General features: G+C 70.7%; 13 protein-coding genes, 1 tRNA gene and 3 pseudogenes. 12 read left to right on the forward strand and 5 right to left on the reverse strand.

Annotation, left to right across the window (positions count from 1 at the left end):
• Positions 1-121 (reverse strand): annotated as a pseudogene (locus ROTAS13_RS28050) (helix-turn-helix domain-containing protein); the annotation flags it as partial.
• Positions 122-408: 287 nt separating this feature from the next.
• Positions 409-483, reverse strand: a tRNA-Gly gene (locus tag ROTAS13_RS09085).
• Positions 484-694: 211 nt separating this feature from the next.
• On the opposite strand from ROTAS13_RS09085, the gene ROTAS13_RS09090 reads away from it, so the two are divergent.
• The 6 genes from ROTAS13_RS09090 to ROTAS13_RS09115 all read left to right on the forward strand — a co-directional run bounded on the left by ROTAS13_RS09090 (position 695) and on the right by ROTAS13_RS09115 (position 4,876).
• Entirely contained in the window at positions 695-1,633 is a 939-nt protein-coding gene (locus ROTAS13_RS09090; RefSeq protein ID WP_019459274.1) for a co-chaperone YbbN, read from the forward strand.
• A 14-nt stretch (positions 1,634-1,647) separates the two neighbouring features.
• Positions 1,648-2,316, forward strand: a complete 669-nt coding sequence (locus tag ROTAS13_RS09095; RefSeq protein WP_075822141.1) for an LON peptidase substrate-binding domain-containing protein — start codon at positions 1,648-1,650, stop codon at positions 2,314-2,316.
• Positions 2,317-2,330: 14 nt separating this feature from the next.
• A complete protein-coding gene (locus ROTAS13_RS09100; RefSeq protein ID WP_019459276.1) occupies positions 2,331-2,525 on the forward strand; it encodes a Trm112 family protein in 195 nt (64 codons plus the stop codon).
• Positions 2,522-2,953 (forward strand): gamma-butyrobetaine hydroxylase-like domain-containing protein, encoded by a 432-nt coding sequence (locus ROTAS13_RS09105; protein WP_075822142.1) that lies wholly within the window; start codon positions 2,522-2,524, stop codon positions 2,951-2,953. The genes ROTAS13_RS09100 and ROTAS13_RS09105 overlap by 4 nt, the downstream gene beginning before the upstream one ends.
• A 228-nt stretch (positions 2,954-3,181) precedes the next feature.
• Positions 3,182-3,883, forward strand: coding sequence for a hypothetical protein (locus tag ROTAS13_RS09110; RefSeq protein ID WP_083755449.1), 702 nt, complete (start codon positions 3,182-3,184; stop codon positions 3,881-3,883).
• 162 nt (positions 3,884-4,045) lie between these two features.
• Complete coding sequence (locus tag ROTAS13_RS09115) at positions 4,046-4,876, forward strand: sulfite oxidase heme-binding subunit YedZ (RefSeq protein ID WP_075822149.1); 831 nt, start codon at positions 4,046-4,048, stop codon at positions 4,874-4,876.
• Positions 4,877-5,561: 685 nt separating this feature from the next.
• On the opposite strand, the gene ROTAS13_RS09120 is transcribed toward ROTAS13_RS09115, so the two are convergent.
• Positions 5,562-6,026, reverse strand: coding sequence for a helix-turn-helix domain-containing protein (locus tag ROTAS13_RS09120; RefSeq protein WP_019459280.1), 465 nt, complete (start codon positions 6,024-6,026; stop codon positions 5,562-5,564).
• 100 nt (positions 6,027-6,126) lie between these two features.
• Here ROTAS13_RS09120 and ROTAS13_RS09125 point away from each other — a divergent pair, with 100 nt between their 5' ends.
• The 4 genes and pseudogenes from ROTAS13_RS09125 (at position 6,127) to dnaJ (ending at position 10,841) form a co-directional block, all read left to right on the forward strand.
• Complete coding sequence (locus ROTAS13_RS09125; protein WP_075822143.1) at positions 6,127-6,747, forward strand: nucleotide exchange factor GrpE; 621 nt, start codon at positions 6,127-6,129, stop codon at positions 6,745-6,747.
• Positions 6,748-6,884: 137 nt separating this feature from the next.
• Complete coding sequence (locus ROTAS13_RS09130; protein ID WP_075822144.1) at positions 6,885-7,304, forward strand: GNAT family N-acetyltransferase; 420 nt, start codon at positions 6,885-6,887, stop codon at positions 7,302-7,304.
• A 202-nt stretch (positions 7,305-7,506) separates the two neighbouring features.
• Positions 7,507-9,480, forward strand: a pseudogene (gene dnaK / locus ROTAS13_RS09135) (molecular chaperone DnaK); the annotation flags it as partial.
• A gap of 197 nt (positions 9,481-9,677) precedes the next feature.
• Positions 9,678-10,841, forward strand: a complete 1,164-nt coding sequence (gene dnaJ, locus ROTAS13_RS09140; protein WP_075822145.1) for a molecular chaperone DnaJ — start codon at positions 9,678-9,680, stop codon at positions 10,839-10,841.
• A gap of 48 nt (positions 10,842-10,889) precedes the next feature.
• Here dnaJ and ROTAS13_RS09145 read toward each other — a convergent pair whose 3' ends face one another.
• Together ROTAS13_RS09145 and purU are read right to left on the reverse strand one after the other, a co-directional pair.
• Positions 10,890-11,414 (reverse strand): META domain-containing protein, encoded by a 525-nt coding sequence (locus ROTAS13_RS09145; RefSeq protein WP_075822146.1) that lies wholly within the window; start codon positions 11,412-11,414, stop codon positions 10,890-10,892.
• A 124-nt stretch (positions 11,415-11,538) separates the two neighbouring features.
• Positions 11,539-12,402 (reverse strand): formyltetrahydrofolate deformylase, encoded by an 864-nt coding sequence (purU, locus tag ROTAS13_RS09150; protein WP_019459286.1) that lies wholly within the window; start codon positions 12,400-12,402, stop codon positions 11,539-11,541.
• A 431-nt stretch (positions 12,403-12,833) separates the two neighbouring features.
• Here purU and ROTAS13_RS09155 point away from each other — a divergent pair, with 431 nt between their 5' ends.
• Complete coding sequence (locus ROTAS13_RS09155) at positions 12,834-13,490, forward strand: cytochrome c3 family protein (protein ID WP_075822147.1); 657 nt, start codon at positions 12,834-12,836, stop codon at positions 13,488-13,490.
• A 38-nt stretch (positions 13,491-13,528) separates the two neighbouring features.
• A pseudogene (locus ROTAS13_RS09160) lies at positions 13,529-14,230 on the forward strand (4Fe-4S ferredoxin); the annotation flags it as partial.

Genomic DNA, 14,230 nt, shown 5'->3' on the forward strand with positions numbered 1-14,230 from the left:
ACCGCAGAACCTTCCGGACCACCTTTCGCGAAATCCCGAGCTCACGACAGATCGCCTTGATCGACTTGCCCTGCACCCGGTGCAGGCGCCGGATCTTTGCCACTGTCTCCACGACCAGCATCCCAGCACTGGCTCCCGATCATCCCGGAAACCACTGTGAACCCCGCCGTCAGTGGGGTCCCGTTTGGACGCCGATCACCCCTCCAACAGGGTTCCTATTCCATGCCGATCCACACCCCGTTGGCAAAATCGACCTACCCTCAAGGTGGAGAGAGTCTCCGGCATTTCGGAGAGAAAACCCGCCCACGTTCCGACCTTGCACCATCAAGGTCGAGACCGAAAACCGCAGGAAACCTGCGCCTCAGCGCGGTGCCCTGGTCGGGAGAGACAGGTTGTGAGGAGACCGACTGGAGCGGGCGAAGGGATTCGAACCCTCGACCCCAACCTTGGCAAGGTTGTGCTCTACCCCTGAGCTACGCCCGCGCTCCGTCTGTGGCCGGGCTTTTGACATGCCGGTGACAGGCTGACAAGGGTCCCCGCCCCAGTTTTTCGCAGGGCTGCCATCCGGCCGTTCCTTCCCGCCCTTCCAGGCCACCGGAACCCCAGGCGGAGGGGCGATCTATGCCCTGGGCCATTGCGTCCGGGCTCCACAGGCGCATCTATGAGCGCAAACGAAGTTGGGGAACCCACCCACATGGACACTATCCTGGACCCGAATCGCCCCGCCGCGGGCGGCGGCGACGCCGACATCATCCGCGACAGCGACCAGAACAGCTTCATGCAGGATGTGGTCGAGGCTTCGCGCCAGACGCCTATCCTGGTGGATTTCTGGGCGACCTGGTGCGGTCCGTGCAAGCAGCTCACGCCGACGCTGGAGAAGGTCACCCGCGCCGCCGGCGGCCGGGTGAAGCTGGTCAAGATCGACATCGACAAGAATCAGGCGCTGGTGCGGCAGCTTGCCCAGATGGGCCTGCCGCTGCAGTCGGTGCCGACGGTCGTGGCCTTCTGGAAGGGGCAGATCGCCGATCTCTTCCAGGGCGCCCTGCCGGAAAGCGAGGTCAAGCGCTTCGTCGAGGCGCTGCTGAAGCTGGCCGGCGGGCAGATGCCCACGGCCGACCTGCTGGGCGAGGCCAAGGCCGCCGCCGAGGAGGGCGACCACGCTGGCGCCCTGCAGCTCTTCGGCGAGCTGATCCAGGCGGAGCCCGAGAATGCGGAAGCCTATGCCGGGCTGGTGCGCGCCCTCATGGCCCTGGGCGAGGAAGACCAGGCAGAGGCCGTGCTCGACCAGATCCCGGCCAAGATCGCCAACCATGCCGAGATCGCCTCGGTCCGCTCGGCGCTGGAACTCGCGAAGCAGGGCCGCGAGGCCCGCGCCCGGCTGGCGGAGTTCGAGCAGCGCGTGGCCGCCGATCCGGACGACCATGCCGCCCGGATCGATCTTGCCGTGGCGCTGAACGCCGCCGGGGAGAAGGCCGCCGCCGTGGATGCGCTGATCGATTCGATCCGGCGCGACCGCGAATGGAACGAGCAGGCGGCGCGCAAGCAGCTGCTGAAGTTCCTGGAAGCCTGGGGCTTCGCCGACCCGGCCTCGGTCGCGGCGCGGCGCAAGCTCTCGACCCTGCTGTTCAGCTGAACGGTGGCGCGCCCGTGCCCGCCTTCCATCCCGGGCCCGAAAGCCTGCCGGAAGAGATCGCGGTCTTTCCGCTCACGGGCGCGCTGCTGCTGCCGCAAGGCCGGCTGCCGCTGAACATCTTCGAGCCCCGCTACCTCGCCATGGTGCAGGACAGCCTGGGCCGGGGGCGGTTCTTCGGCATGATCCAGCCCGATCCCAGCGCGCCGGGGGCCACCCCGCCCGGTCTCTACGGCACGGGCTGCCTGGGCCGCGTCTCCTCCTTCTCCGAGACGGAGGACGGGCGGCTGCTGATCACCCTGACCGGCCTGCTCCGCTTCCAGGTGCGCCAGGAGCTGCCCCTGCATCCGGGGGGCTACCGGCGGGTCCGGGCAGACTACCGCCCCTGGCTTGCCGATCTGGAGACCGGCGGCGCGGAGCCCCTGCTCGACCGCGCGGCGCTGATGTCGGCGCTGCACCCCTATTTCCGGGCGCGGCGGATCGAGGCGAACTGGGAGGCGATCGAGAAGCTGCCGGACCCGATGCTGGTCACCACGCTGGCCATGGTCTGTCCCTTCGATCCGCGCGAGAAGCAGGCGCTGCTGGAGGCCCCGACTCCGGAAGACCGGGCGAGGACGCTGGTGACCCTGTTGCAGATGGATGCCCTCGGCGGGCCGGACGCCTCGCCGTCCGGCAGGCCGAGCTGAACGAGAACGAGACGATGAACGACACCAAGACATCCGCCCCGGTCGATCCCCGCCTGCTGGAGATCCTGGTCTGCCCCGTGACCAAGGGACCGCTGCGCTATGACCGCGAGCGCGGCGAGCTGATCAGCGACAAGGCCGGGCTGGCCTATCCGATCCGCGACGGCATTCCGATCATGCTGCCGGACGAGGCGCGCCGGCTCGACGGGTGAGCATCGCCGCGCCCCTGGTCCCGACGGAGCTGCGCCTCCGCCGGGCGGAGAAGCGGCTGGAGGTCGCCTGGCCGGACGGGGTGCGCCACAGCCTGCCGGCCGAGTACCTGCGGGCGGAAAGCCCCTCCGCCGAGGTGCAGGGCCACGGTCCGGGCCAGAAGAAGCTGGTTTCGGGCCGCCGCCATGTCGGCATCATGGCGCTGGAGCCGGTCGGCCATTACGCGGTCCGGATCGTCTTCGACGACCTGCACGACACCGGCATCTACAGCTGGACGGTGCTGCGCCGGCTGGGGGAGGAGCAGGAAGGCTGGTGGCCGGCCTACGAAGCCGAGCTGGCGGCCAAGGGGCTGTCGCGCGATCCCTCCACCCGGCCGGACCATGCCGGGGCGGCGGGCGCCCGCAAGGCCGGCGGCTGCGGCTGCGGCTAGCGGCCCGCCACGGCAAGGGGGGGGCGCCGGGGAGCGGCGTGAATTATCCGACAGGCCCGGGGCCGGCCCTTGCATCCCCATGGGGCTCCCACACCTAACCCCGGTCCGCGCCGCGTGCCTGATCCCCGCAGATGTCCCGCGCAGCCCCCGGCGGCACGCCGTGCGGGCGAGCTGTTCAGCGGCGTTCCGGCCCGCACGGCGTGCCGCCGTTGGAGCTTCCGAACGCCGATGCCCGATTCTTCCCGCATCCTGCCCGCGGTCCTGGCCGCATCCCTGGCCGTCCTGCCGCAGGCATGGCCGGTGCCGGCCCTGGCGCAAGGAGTGGCCCCCGGAGTGGCCCCCGGAGTGGCCCCTGGGGTGGCCCCTGGGGTGGCTCAGCCGGGCACCGCCCCGCAGGCCGCGCCCGTCCGCATCCGGGGCAGCATCGTCTCGGTCGAGGGTGCCTCGATGGTGGTGAAGACCCGCGACGGCGACACGCTGCCCGTGACCCTCGCCGGCAACCTGACCGTCGTCTCGCCCAGGCCGGTGGAGCTTTCCAGCATCAAGCCTGGCGACTATCTCGGCATCGTCGGCGTGCCGGGCGAGGGCGCGACTCTGGAGGCCCGCGCCGTCCAGGTCTTTCCCGAGGCGATGCGCGGCGTCGGCGAGGGGCATTATCCCTGGGACCTGCCGGGCACCAGCATGACCAATGCGACGGTCGATGCCGCCGTCTCCGCCACCTCCGGCCGCGAACTCACCATGGCCTACAAGGGCCAGACGCTGCGCATCCATGTGCCGCCCGGCACGCCGGTCGTCACCCCTGTCCCCGCCACGCGCGAGGACCTGAAGCCCGGCGCCGCGGTGATGTTCGGCGCCACCCGCGACGCCGAGGGCCGCCTTACCGCAACCCGTGTCACGGTCGCCAAGGACGGCGTTTCCCCGTCCAACTGAGGCCGCGGCATGTCCTCCGACCTTTCCCCAGGCCCTCCGCCCGACCTTCCCGCGGGGGCCACCCGCCCGCGCCGCCCGCGCCCGGGGGGCACCCGCCCGGAAGGCGCCCCCGCCGAGGCGGGCCGCCCGGCTTCCCGGGGTTCCTCCCGGGCCGTTTCTTCCGTGGCTCCCTGGCCCTGGCTGGACCGGGGCGGCCGCGTCTCGCCCTTCAAGACCGCCGTCTTCCTGGCCACGCTGCTGCCCGGCCTGATCGCCGGGCTGCGCTGGAGCACGGGCACGCTCGGCGCCGAGCCCTATATGGAGGCGACGCACCAGACCGGCCTTTGGGCCATCCGCTTCCTGCTGATCTCGCTCGCCGTCACGCCCCTGCGCTACCTGGCGGAATGGCCCCGTGTCGTGGTGCTGCGGCGGATGCTGGGCCTCGCCGCCCTGGCCTATGCCCTGGCGCACCTGATGCTCTATGTGATCGACCAGCGCTTCGACCTGTTCCACGTCGCCGGCGAGATCCTGAAGCGCACCTACCTCACCATCGGTTTCGCGGCGGTGCTCGGCCTCTGCGTCCTGGGTTGGACCTCCACCGACGGCGCGGTCCGCCGCATGGGCCGCAACTGGAAGCGCCTGCACCGGCTGGTCTTCCCGATCGCCGGCCTGGGCGCGCTGCACTTCTTCATGCAGTCGAAGGTCGATGTTTCCGAGGCCGTGCTCATGGCGGGCTTCCTGCTCTGGCTCATCCTCTGGCGCCTGCTTCCGGCCACGCGGCGGACCGGCTTCCTGCCCCTGCTTGCCCTCGTGCCCCTCGCCACCCTCGGCACCGCCGTCATCGAATACGGCTGGTACGCCCTGGCTACCCGCGTCCCCGCCGCGCTGGTGCTGCGGGCCAACCTGGCCCTCGGCTATGGCCTGCGCCCCGCCCAGTGGGTGGCCCTGGTGGCCCTGGCGCTCGCCTTCCTGCCCTTCCTGGTCCGTCTCGTCCGGCGCCTTCGTCCGGCGTGACGGCCGCCGCGCTTCGTATCCGCGGGTCAGGGGGTGGGTCTTTGCCATGCCCCCGTGCCCCGGAGGTTATCGTCACCGGCTGTGACGCTTTAGGATTTTAGTGTTTTAGGTTTTTAGTCCTTTATGCGGCTTGGCAGGTGCAGAGCTTTGTCCTGGGTGGCGGGTAGGGTTGGCCAGATGCCCGCCACAGGGGCAGACGACGCTGCAAAGGGGTGGCGTTGATTATATTCCTATATCGCCGGGCGGGCAGGGAAGCAAGGAACGTTTGCGGTGGCCGTGACCTGTCCGGGTGACGGTGAGGCCGGCGGGGGTGCTCCTGGCCCGAGGGGAGGGCTCTGCCTTCGCCAGGAACCTGGTCAAACGCATATGTTTGACACTGGACCTTCCGTTCTCCGGCCTTGGCTGTGGCCGGATCGCGCCGGAGGGCAAGGCTTTCCGGCGGGCTGCCGGCGCCACCAATATGGGAATGGGTGTTTTCTTCCGCTGCCGGCACTGCCGTGTGCACCAGCCCTGCGGGACCGGCCCCCGGCACCGGCCTTTGCCGGAAGCACCAACTCATCGGGCCCAGGGCCCGCAGGGTCCTGGCGGAGAGGGGGCCGGGGCGAGAGGCAGGGCCTCTCCCCCGGGGGTGGCCAGACGAAACCACGCCGGAGCCCATGGGTGAAGGGAAGGTCCGCCGTTCGTATCAGGCCTTGCGCCGGCTCCTAGCCGGCTTCGCCTCCGGTTCCGGCTCCGGTCCGGCCATTTTCCGGGCGACATGCAGCAGGGCCTGCTTGGAGGCCATGTCCAGCCGGCCATAGGCCCGCAGCAGGGCTTCCTGGTCGCCGGACAGCAGGCCGAAATCCCCCTGTTCCTCCGCCAGCAGCTCGGGCGGGGGAGGGGCGTCCGGGTCCAGCCCCACGAGGTAGGAGACCGAGCATTCCAGCACCTCCGCCAGCTTGCGCAGCGGCGTGCCGCGCGGGCTGGGCGCCTGTCCCGTCAGGATGCGCTCGATGCTCCCGGGCGGCAGTCCCGCCTTCTTCGTGGCGCTGGCGGGGTCGAGGTCCAGGCGTTCCAGCCGTGCCTCGATCCGCTCGGCCATCGGGGAAATCTCGGGAGAGGGCTCGGTCATGTGGACCGGGAAGATGAGCCCGCTGCCCCGCTCCGCCAAGCCCGCGCCTTGCCGCGAAGGCTTCCGGACCCTAGGTGGGACAGGACATGTTTCCGGTCCCGCATGGACCGGTGCCCCACACGGACGACCTGGATTTTTCATGAGCAATTCGAACTGGAAGCACCCTTCCGAGGCTGAGCGGCAAGGCCAGGCCCACCCTGAGGACGACATCGCCATTCCCGTCCACGAGGCACCGGCCCCGGAGGCGGGGGAGGCCGCGGAAGCCTTGCCGCCGCAGCCCGAATCGGAGCGCGTCGCGGCGCTGGAGGAGGAGCTCGCCGCCCTGCGCGACAAGTGGATGCGGGCGGAGGCCGAGGCCCAGAACGCCCGCAACCGCCAGCGCAAGGAGGTGGAGGACGCCCGCAACTACGCCATCCAGAAATTCGCCACCGACGTGGCCGAGGCGGCGGACAACCTGCGCCGGGGCCTCGATGCCCTGCCGCAGCCCGAACCGGGCGAGCCCGAGCTGCTGGGCAAGCTGCGCGGCGGCTTCGAGGGGGTGGAGCGCTCCTTCCTTTCCATGCTGGAGCGCCATGGCGTGCAGCGGGTGGAGGCGGCCGGCCGGCCCTTCGACCCGGCGCTGCACCAGGCCATGGCCGAGCAGCCGGCCCCGCCGGGCGTGGAGCCGGGCACGGTGATCCAGGCCTGGACCCCGGCCTGGACGCTGAACGGCCGCCTGTTGCGCCCCGCCATGGTGGTGGTCGCGGGCAAGCCGGCCTGATCCGCCGCCGCGACATCCGGGCCGCCGACATCCCCGCCCTGGCCAGGCTGAACGACGCCCATGCGGCGGAGCTGAACGCGGTCGGGGAGGCGGGATTCGCGGATCTGGCGCGTGGCGCCTTCCGCGCCCGCGTCGCGGTGGGGGAGGCGGGCAGGCCCCTGGGTTTCCTGCTCGCCTTCGCTGGCCTGCCGCTGCGCGGGCCGAACCATGGCTGGGTCCACCGCCATCGTCCGGATGCGGTCTATGTGGACCGTGTGGCCGTCGCCGCCGCGGCCCGCGGGCAGGGGATCGCCCGCCGCCTTTACGAGGATCTGGCGGCGGGCCTCCTGGCCGCCGGGCGCTGCGGCGTGGGCTGCGAGGTCAACCTGGACCCGCCCAACCCCGGCAGCCTCGCCTTCCATGCGAGGCTGGGCTTCCGCCCGGTGGGCGAGGCGCGGGACCCGCGGAACGGCAAGCGCGTCCTCTACCTGTTCCGCGGAGCAGGCCCCGGCCCGGCCGCCCCGCCGTCTGCCGGAGCGCCGCCTCCTGGACCGCCTTTCGGGGCATCCCGGTCCTGACCGGCGGTTTCCGGCGGAATCCGGGGGTCTGACTCGCGGGAAGCGCGCAAGGAGGGGCCGCTTTGCGGGTGTTGCCCTCTTGTTGCCAAAGCCCTGGAACAATACATCCTTGGTCGCGGACCGGTCCCGGTCCGAACCAATTCCCCACATCCGAGCAAATGGGGACCGGCACGGCGCCTGAGCAGGGCCGTCCCGATCCGCCGCAGAGGAGAGACGGATGAGCAAAGTTATCGGCATCGATCTCGGCACCACGAATTCCTGCGTCGCCATCATGGAAAGCGGCGAAGCCCGGGTGCTGGAGAATGCCGAGGGCGCGCGCACGACGCCCTCCATGGTCGCCTTCACCAAGAATGGCGAGCGCCTGGTCGGCCAGGCCGCGAAGCGCCAGGCGGTGACCAACCCCACCGACACGCTCTATGCCGTGAAGCGCCTGATCGGCCGTCGCTTCGACGACGCCATGGTGCAGAAGGAGAAGAGCCTCGCCCCCTTCCACATCGTGCGCGCCGACAACGGCGACGCCTGGGTGGAGGCGCGCGGCGACAAGATGGCGCCGCAGCAGATCAGTGCCTACGTCCTGGGCAAGATGAAGGAGACGGCCGAGAACTACCTCGGCGAGCCCGTCTCCCAGGCCGTGATCACCGTCCCGGCCTATTTCAACGACGCCCAGCGCCAGGCCACCAAGGAGGCCGGCCGCATCGCGGGCCTCGAGGTGCTGCGCATCATCAACGAGCCGACGGCCGCCGCGCTGGCCTATGGGCTCGACAAGAAGAACTCCGGCACGATCGTGGTCTATGACCTCGGCGGCGGCACCTTCGACGTTTCCGTGCTGGAGATCGGCGACGGCGTCTTCGAGGTGAAGTCCACCAATGGCGACACCTTCCTGGGCGGCGAGGACTTCGACCAGCGGGTGATCGACTACCTGGCCGACGAGTTCAAGAAGGAGAACGGCATCGACCTGCGCGGCGACAAGCTCGCCCTGCAGCGCCTCAAGGAGGCCGCCGAGAAGGCGAAGATCGAGCTGTCCTCGGCCAAGCAGACCGAGATCAACCTGCCCTTCATCACCGCCGACGCGACCGGCCCGAAGCACCTCGTGCTGCAGCTGACGCGCGCGAAGCTGGAGGCGCTGGTCGATGACCTGGTGCAGCGGACGCTGGAGCCCTGCCGCAACGCGCTGAAGGATGCGGGCCTCGCCGCGAACGAGATCGACGAGGTGATCCTGGTCGGCGGCATGACCCGCATGCCCAAGATCATCGAGACGGTGAAGCAGTTCTTCGGCAAGGAGCCCGCCCGCAACGTGAACCCGGACGAGGTGGTCGCCATCGGCGCCGCCATCCAGGGCGCGGTGCTGAAGGGCGAGGTGAAGGACGTCCTGCTGCTCGACGTGACCCCGCTGAGCCTGGGCATCGAGACGCTGGGCGGCGTGTTCACCCGGCTGATCGACCGCAACACCACCATCCCGACGAAGAAGTCCCAGACCTTCTCCACCGCCGACGACAACCAGACGGCGGTGACCATCAAGGTCTTCCAGGGCGAGCGCGAGATGGCGGCGGACAACAAGCTGCTCGGCAACTTCGACCTGCAGGGCATTCCGCCCGCGCCGCGCGGCGTGCCGCAGATCGAGGTGACCTTCGACATCGACGCGAACGGCATCGTCTCCGTGAGCGCCAAGGACAAGGCCACCGGCAAGGAGCAGAACATCAAGATCCAGGCCCGCTCCGGCCTGAGCGAGAACGACATCGAGCGCATGGTCAAGGACGCCGAGGCGAATGCCGAGGCGGACAAGAAGCGGCGTGAGGCGGTCGAGGCGCGCAACAACCTGGAGGCCCTGATCCACCAGACCGAGAAGACGCTGGCCGAGGCCGGCGACAAGGTCGGCGCGGCGGAGAAGGGCGAGGTCGAGGGCGCGCTGGAAGCGGCGAAGTCGGCCCGCGAGAACGGCGATGCCGAGACGTTGAAGCAGGCGACCGAGCGGCTGTCCGCTGCGGCCATGAAGATGGGCGAGGCCATGTACCGCGCCCAGTCCGAGGCCCAGGGTGCCTCCGGCCCATCCTCCCAGGGCGCGCCGGGCGCGGGGCAGGGCGCCGGTGGTGCGGCCGGGGGCCAGCCGGGCGACGGCAGCAAGGTGGTGGACGCCGAGTTCGAGGACGTGGACCACAACAAGAAGAACCAGGGCTGACGGGCTGAGAGGCCTGCCGGCGCTGTAGGGCACGGCGCCCGGCCCGTGGGGATTTTGCCCCCCGGGCCGGGCGTTTTGCTATGAAGCGCCTCTGGTGTCCTGCCCGCGGCAGCCGCGGATCAGCAGGCCACAGGGAAAATTGGCCGGTTCGGTGATCGGGATCGCCGGACCAGGCCCGCCCTGCGAACGGGACGACGATGGCAAAGCGCGATTACTACGAAATTCTGGGTTGTGCCCGTGACGCGGGCGAGGACGAGCTGAAGAAGGCCTATCGCAAGCTCGCCATGAAGTACCATCCGGACCGCAACCAGGGCGACAAGGGCGCCGAGACGCGGTTCAAGGAGCTCAACGAGGCCTACGACGTCCTCAAGGACGGCGAGAAGCGCGCCGCCTACGACCGCTATGGCCATGCTGCCTTCGAGGGCGGGGGTGGCGGCGGGGCCGGGGGCTTTGGCGGCGGTGGCTTCGCCGGCTCGCCCTTCGAGGACATCTTCGAGCAGATGTTCGGCGCCAATTTCGGTGGCGGCGCGGGCGGCGGCCGTGGCCGGGGCGGCGCGGCGGCGGGCCGTGGGTCGGACCTGCGCACCAGCATCGAGATCAGCCTCGAGGAAGCCTTCGCCGGGGTCAAGAAGACCATCCGCGTGCCCAGCTCCGTGGCCTGCGAGGCCTGCGACGGCTCGGGCGCCGAGGGCGGCAAGGCTTCCGTGCAGACCTGCGCCACCTGCCATGGCGCGGGCAAGGTCCGGGCGCAGCAGGGCTTCTTCCTGGTGGAGCGCACCTGCCCGACCTGCGGCGGCACCGGCCGCACGGTGAAGAACCCCTGCAAGGTCTGCCAGGGCGCCGGCCGCGTGCAGCGCGACCGCACCCTCAACGTCACCGTTCCGGCGGGTGTCGAGGACGGCACGCGCATCCGCCTGTCCGGCGAGGGCGAGGCCGGGCTCCGCGGCGCGCCCGCGGGCGATCTTTATGTGGATATCGGCGTGCGTACGCACCCGCTCTTCGTGCGCGACGGCAACAACATCTTCGTCCGCGTGCCGCTGCGCATGACCCAGGCGGCGCTGGGCGGGGCGGTGGAGGTGCCGACCATCGATGGCGGCCGCGCCCGCGTCACCATCCCGCAGGGCACCCAGGCGGGCGACCAGTTCCGCCTGCGCGGCAAGGGCTTCTCCGTGCTCCGCTCGGCGGCGCGCGGCGACATGTACGTGCAGGTCAGCGTCGAGACGCCGCAGAACCTGTCCCCCCGCCAGCGCGAGCTGCTGGAGCAGTTCGAGGCCGAGGCGCGGGAGGGCGACCGGTCCTCGCCGGAATCCGAGGGTTTCTTCGCCAAGGTGAAGGAGTTCTGGGACGGGCTGGGCCGCTAGGGCGGATCGCGTCCGGATGGAAGCATCCGGACGCCGCCCGCATCCGCCTCAGCGCAGCGTCGCTTCCTCCAGCACCGCCAGGGTCTGGCCGCCGCCATCGGTCAGGGTCAGCACGCGCCCGGCGATCCGGTAGCCCCTGGCCGCCTCCAGCGCGGCGAAGAAGCGGTTCTCGCGTTCCCCGGTGTCCCGGTCGAGGCAGGCCATGCGGGTGCTGGCCACGGGGCCGATCCGCAGCGTGCCCGGTCCGGACAGATAGGTGCCGGTCAGGCGGTTGCAGCCTCCGGAGCCGGAAACCCGCTTGTTCTGCGCGTCGAACTGCAGGAAGGGGGCGCGCTGGTTCTGGCCGGGGGAGACAGGCTTCCCGTCCAGTTGCGTGAGGCGCCAGGCGACGCCTTCCAGGGGCTGATCCGGCGTGGCGGCCACGGGCTGGGCTGCTGGTGCGGCATTCGCGGGCGCGGGGGCCGTGGCGGTTTGCGGGGGGGCGGAGGGATCGGCGCAGGCGGCGAGGCCGAACAGGCCACTCGCCGCGAGGGCCAGGAATGCGCCGCGGCCGGGAAGCAGGGATCGTTTCATCGGGGTTCTTCTGGCCTCCGTGTGATTGGGGGATGGAGCCTAGTCCGGTATTCCCACCTGCGAACCCCGCCGCTGCTCAACTCATGGAGTGCATGCTCGCCGGGACGCCATACGCGCGGCCGGATCAGTCGCGGAACACCACCGTGCGGCTGCCGTTGAGCAGGATGCGTCCTTCGAGCTGCCAGAGCAGGGCGCGGGACAGGACGCGGCGCTCGATGTCGCGGCCCTGGCGGATCAGGTCATCGGGCGTGTCGTTGTGGCTGATGCGTTCCACGTCCTGCTCGATGATCGGCCCTTCGTCGAGATCGGCGGTGACGTAGTGCGCCGTGGCGCCGATGAGCTTCACGCCGCGCGCATGCGCCTGGTGGTAGGGGCGCGCGCCCTTGAAGCCCGGCAGGAAGGAATGGTGGATGTTGATGCAGCGCCCGGCCAGCTTCCCGGCGAGGTCGTCGGAGAGGATCTGCATGTAGCGCGCCAGGACCACCAGGTCCGTGCCGGTCTCCTGCACCAGCGACCAGATCCGCTCCTCCTGCTCCCGCTTGTTCGCCTTCGTCACCGGCAGGTGGTGGAAGGGGATGCCGGCGAAGTCGAGATGCGCATAGGTCTCCAGCGGATGGTTGGAGACGATGGCCGTCGGGATCATCGGCAGCTCGCCGATGCGCCACCGGTAGAGGATGTCGGCGAGGCAGTGGTCGAAGCGGGAGGCCAGCAGCATGACGCGCTGCCGCTCGCCCCGGTCGCGCAGGCTCCAGGCCATGCCGAAGCGTTCCGCCACGGCGCCGAAGCCCTGCCGCAGCGCCGCCAGGTCCAGCCGGTCCTCGGGATGGTCGAGGGTGATGCGCGCGAAGAAGCGGGTGCTTTCCGTGTCGTCGTACTGCTGCGCCTCGCGGATGTTGCCGCCGTGCTCGAAGATGCAGCCGGCCACCGCCGCCACGATGCCGGGCCGGTTGGGGCAGGACAGGGTCAGGATATATTGCGTGGCTGTCATGTGGCGTCCGATGGCTGGTGAAGGCCGGGCGGGCGTGCCGCCGGGCATGGCCCGGTCCGCGCCACGGCATGGGGGCCGCGCTCCCGCCGGTTCCTGACGGTTGTCGCGACCGGGCCGCCGGCCAGCTTCCGGGGGCCACCCCCTCATAGCCCGAGGCTGCCGCGGCGGGCCAGGGGGTTGGCGGGTGACGGCGGAAGCGCGTTCCGGATCACCACCACGCGAGGCAGGCCGGTTTCCGTGCCCGTCATCTCATCCTGTTGATCGGCCGGGGCGGGCAGGCCCGTTCTCATCCGCGGATGGCTGGTTCAGCCTCGCCGCAACAACGGATCACCGAACGTCACGATGCGATTCACGATGGGCCCACGCCCGCCATCCCCCGCGCGGGCGCGCCTGTCCGGCCACGGCCCGTCCACCGACTCCTGACCGGCGCCGTGCCGCAGATCTTCTCTCCCCAGGCCGACACGCTGGCCCGCGCCGGGCTGCTGGGTGTCCTTCTGTTCATCCTGGCTGGGCTCGGTCTGTTGCTCTGGCTGCCCTTCACCGCGCATGTGACGCGGCAGGACATGGTGGTGGAACAGCCCGTGCAGTTCAGCCACGCGCATCATGTCGGTAGCCTCGGCCTCGACTGCCGCTACTGCCACACCTCCGTCACGGAATCCCGTTTCGCGGGGGTACCGCCGACCGAGACCTGCATGACCTGCCATTCGCAGATCTGGACCAATGCCGCGATCCTGGCGCCGGTGCGCGAAAGCCTCGCGAAGCATGTGCCGATCGCCTGGCAGCGCGTCCACCGCCTGCCGGACTATGTCTTCTTCGACCACAGCGTGCATGTGCGCAACGGCGTCGGCTGTGCCACCTGCCATGGCGATATCGGGCGGATGCCACAGGTCCGGCAGGTGGCGCCGCTGACCATGGGCTGGTGCCTGGACTGCCACCGCGACCCGGCGCCGAACCTGCGGCCGGAGGATGCCATCACCCGCATGGACTGGACGCCGCCCGCCGACCAGCGGCGGCAGGGCGAGGCGCTGATCCGCCATTACATGATCCAGACGGAAGGGCTGACGGAATGCTCCCGCTGCCACCGCTGAGCGATCCTCCGTCCGATATTCCGGAGGGCGGACCGGTGATGAGCCGGCGCCGGGCCGGGCTGGCGCTGCTGGGCACGGCGCTGAGCCTCACCGCCTGCGGCCAGCCGGCGGAGGAGATCGTCCCCTATGTGGAGCAGCCGGAGAACGTCGTCCCCGGCGTGCCGATGCGCTATGCCACGGCGCTGACGCTGAACGGCTATGCGCGCGGCGTGATCGCCACCTGCTTCGAGGGCCGTCCGGTGAAGCTGGAGGGCAATGCCGCGCATCCCGGCAGCCTCGGCGGCACGGATGCCTTCACCGAGGCGGCAATCCTCTCGCTCTATGACCCGGACCGTTCCCGCGCCGTGCGCCAGGGCATCCGGATCGCGCCGCGCGACGCGCTCTTCACCGCCCTGCTGCCGCAGATCCGCAAGGCGGAGGCGCGTGGCGGGGCGGGGCTGCACCTGCTGACGGGGCACCTCACCTCGCCCACCCTGCTGCGGCTGATCGGCGATGTGCGTACCCGCTTCCCGGGTCTGCGCTGGCACGCGCATGAGCCGGTGGGGGAGGAGAACCTCCGCGCGGGCGCCGCGCTGGCCTTCGGGCGGCCGCTTTCCGCCCTGCCGCGCCTGGACCGGGCCACCACCATCCTGGCGCTGGATGCCGATCCGCTCGGCCCCGGGCCGGACCAGCCACGCCACGCGCGGGGCTTCGCCGCGCACCGGCAGGCCCGGAGGGGGCAGTCCGGGGACTTCTCGCGC

Source organism: Roseomonas sp. TAS13, assembly GCF_001950415.1.
GTDB classification, from domain to species: domain Bacteria; phylum Pseudomonadota; class Alphaproteobacteria; order Acetobacterales; family Acetobacteraceae; genus Roseomonas; species Roseomonas mucosa.

Bases quoted from the DNA above. Each gene is read 5' to 3' on its own strand.
- ROTAS13_RS09090 (WP_019459274.1), top strand. From the start codon at position 695: ATGGACACTATCCTGGACCCGAATCGCCCCGCCGCGGGCGGCGGCGAC.
- ROTAS13_RS09100 (WP_019459276.1), top strand. From the start codon at position 2,331: ATGAACGACACCAAGACATCCGCCCCGGTCGATCCCCGCCTGCTGGAG.
- ROTAS13_RS09110 (WP_083755449.1), top strand. From the start codon at position 3,182: ATGCCCGATTCTTCCCGCATCCTGCCCGCGGTCCTGGCCGCATCCCTG.
- ROTAS13_RS09125 (WP_075822143.1), top strand. From the start codon at position 6,127: ATGAGCAATTCGAACTGGAAGCACCCTTCCGAGGCTGAGCGGCAAGGC.
- dnaJ (WP_075822145.1), top strand. From the start codon at position 9,678: ATGGCAAAGCGCGATTACTACGAAATTCTGGGTTGTGCCCGTGACGCG.
- ROTAS13_RS09145 (WP_075822146.1), bottom strand. From the start codon at position 11,414: ATGAAACGATCCCTGCTTCCCGGCCGCGGCGCATTCCTGGCCCTCGCG.
- purU (WP_019459286.1), bottom strand. From the start codon at position 12,402: ATGACAGCCACGCAATATATCCTGACCCTGTCCTGCCCCAACCGGCCC.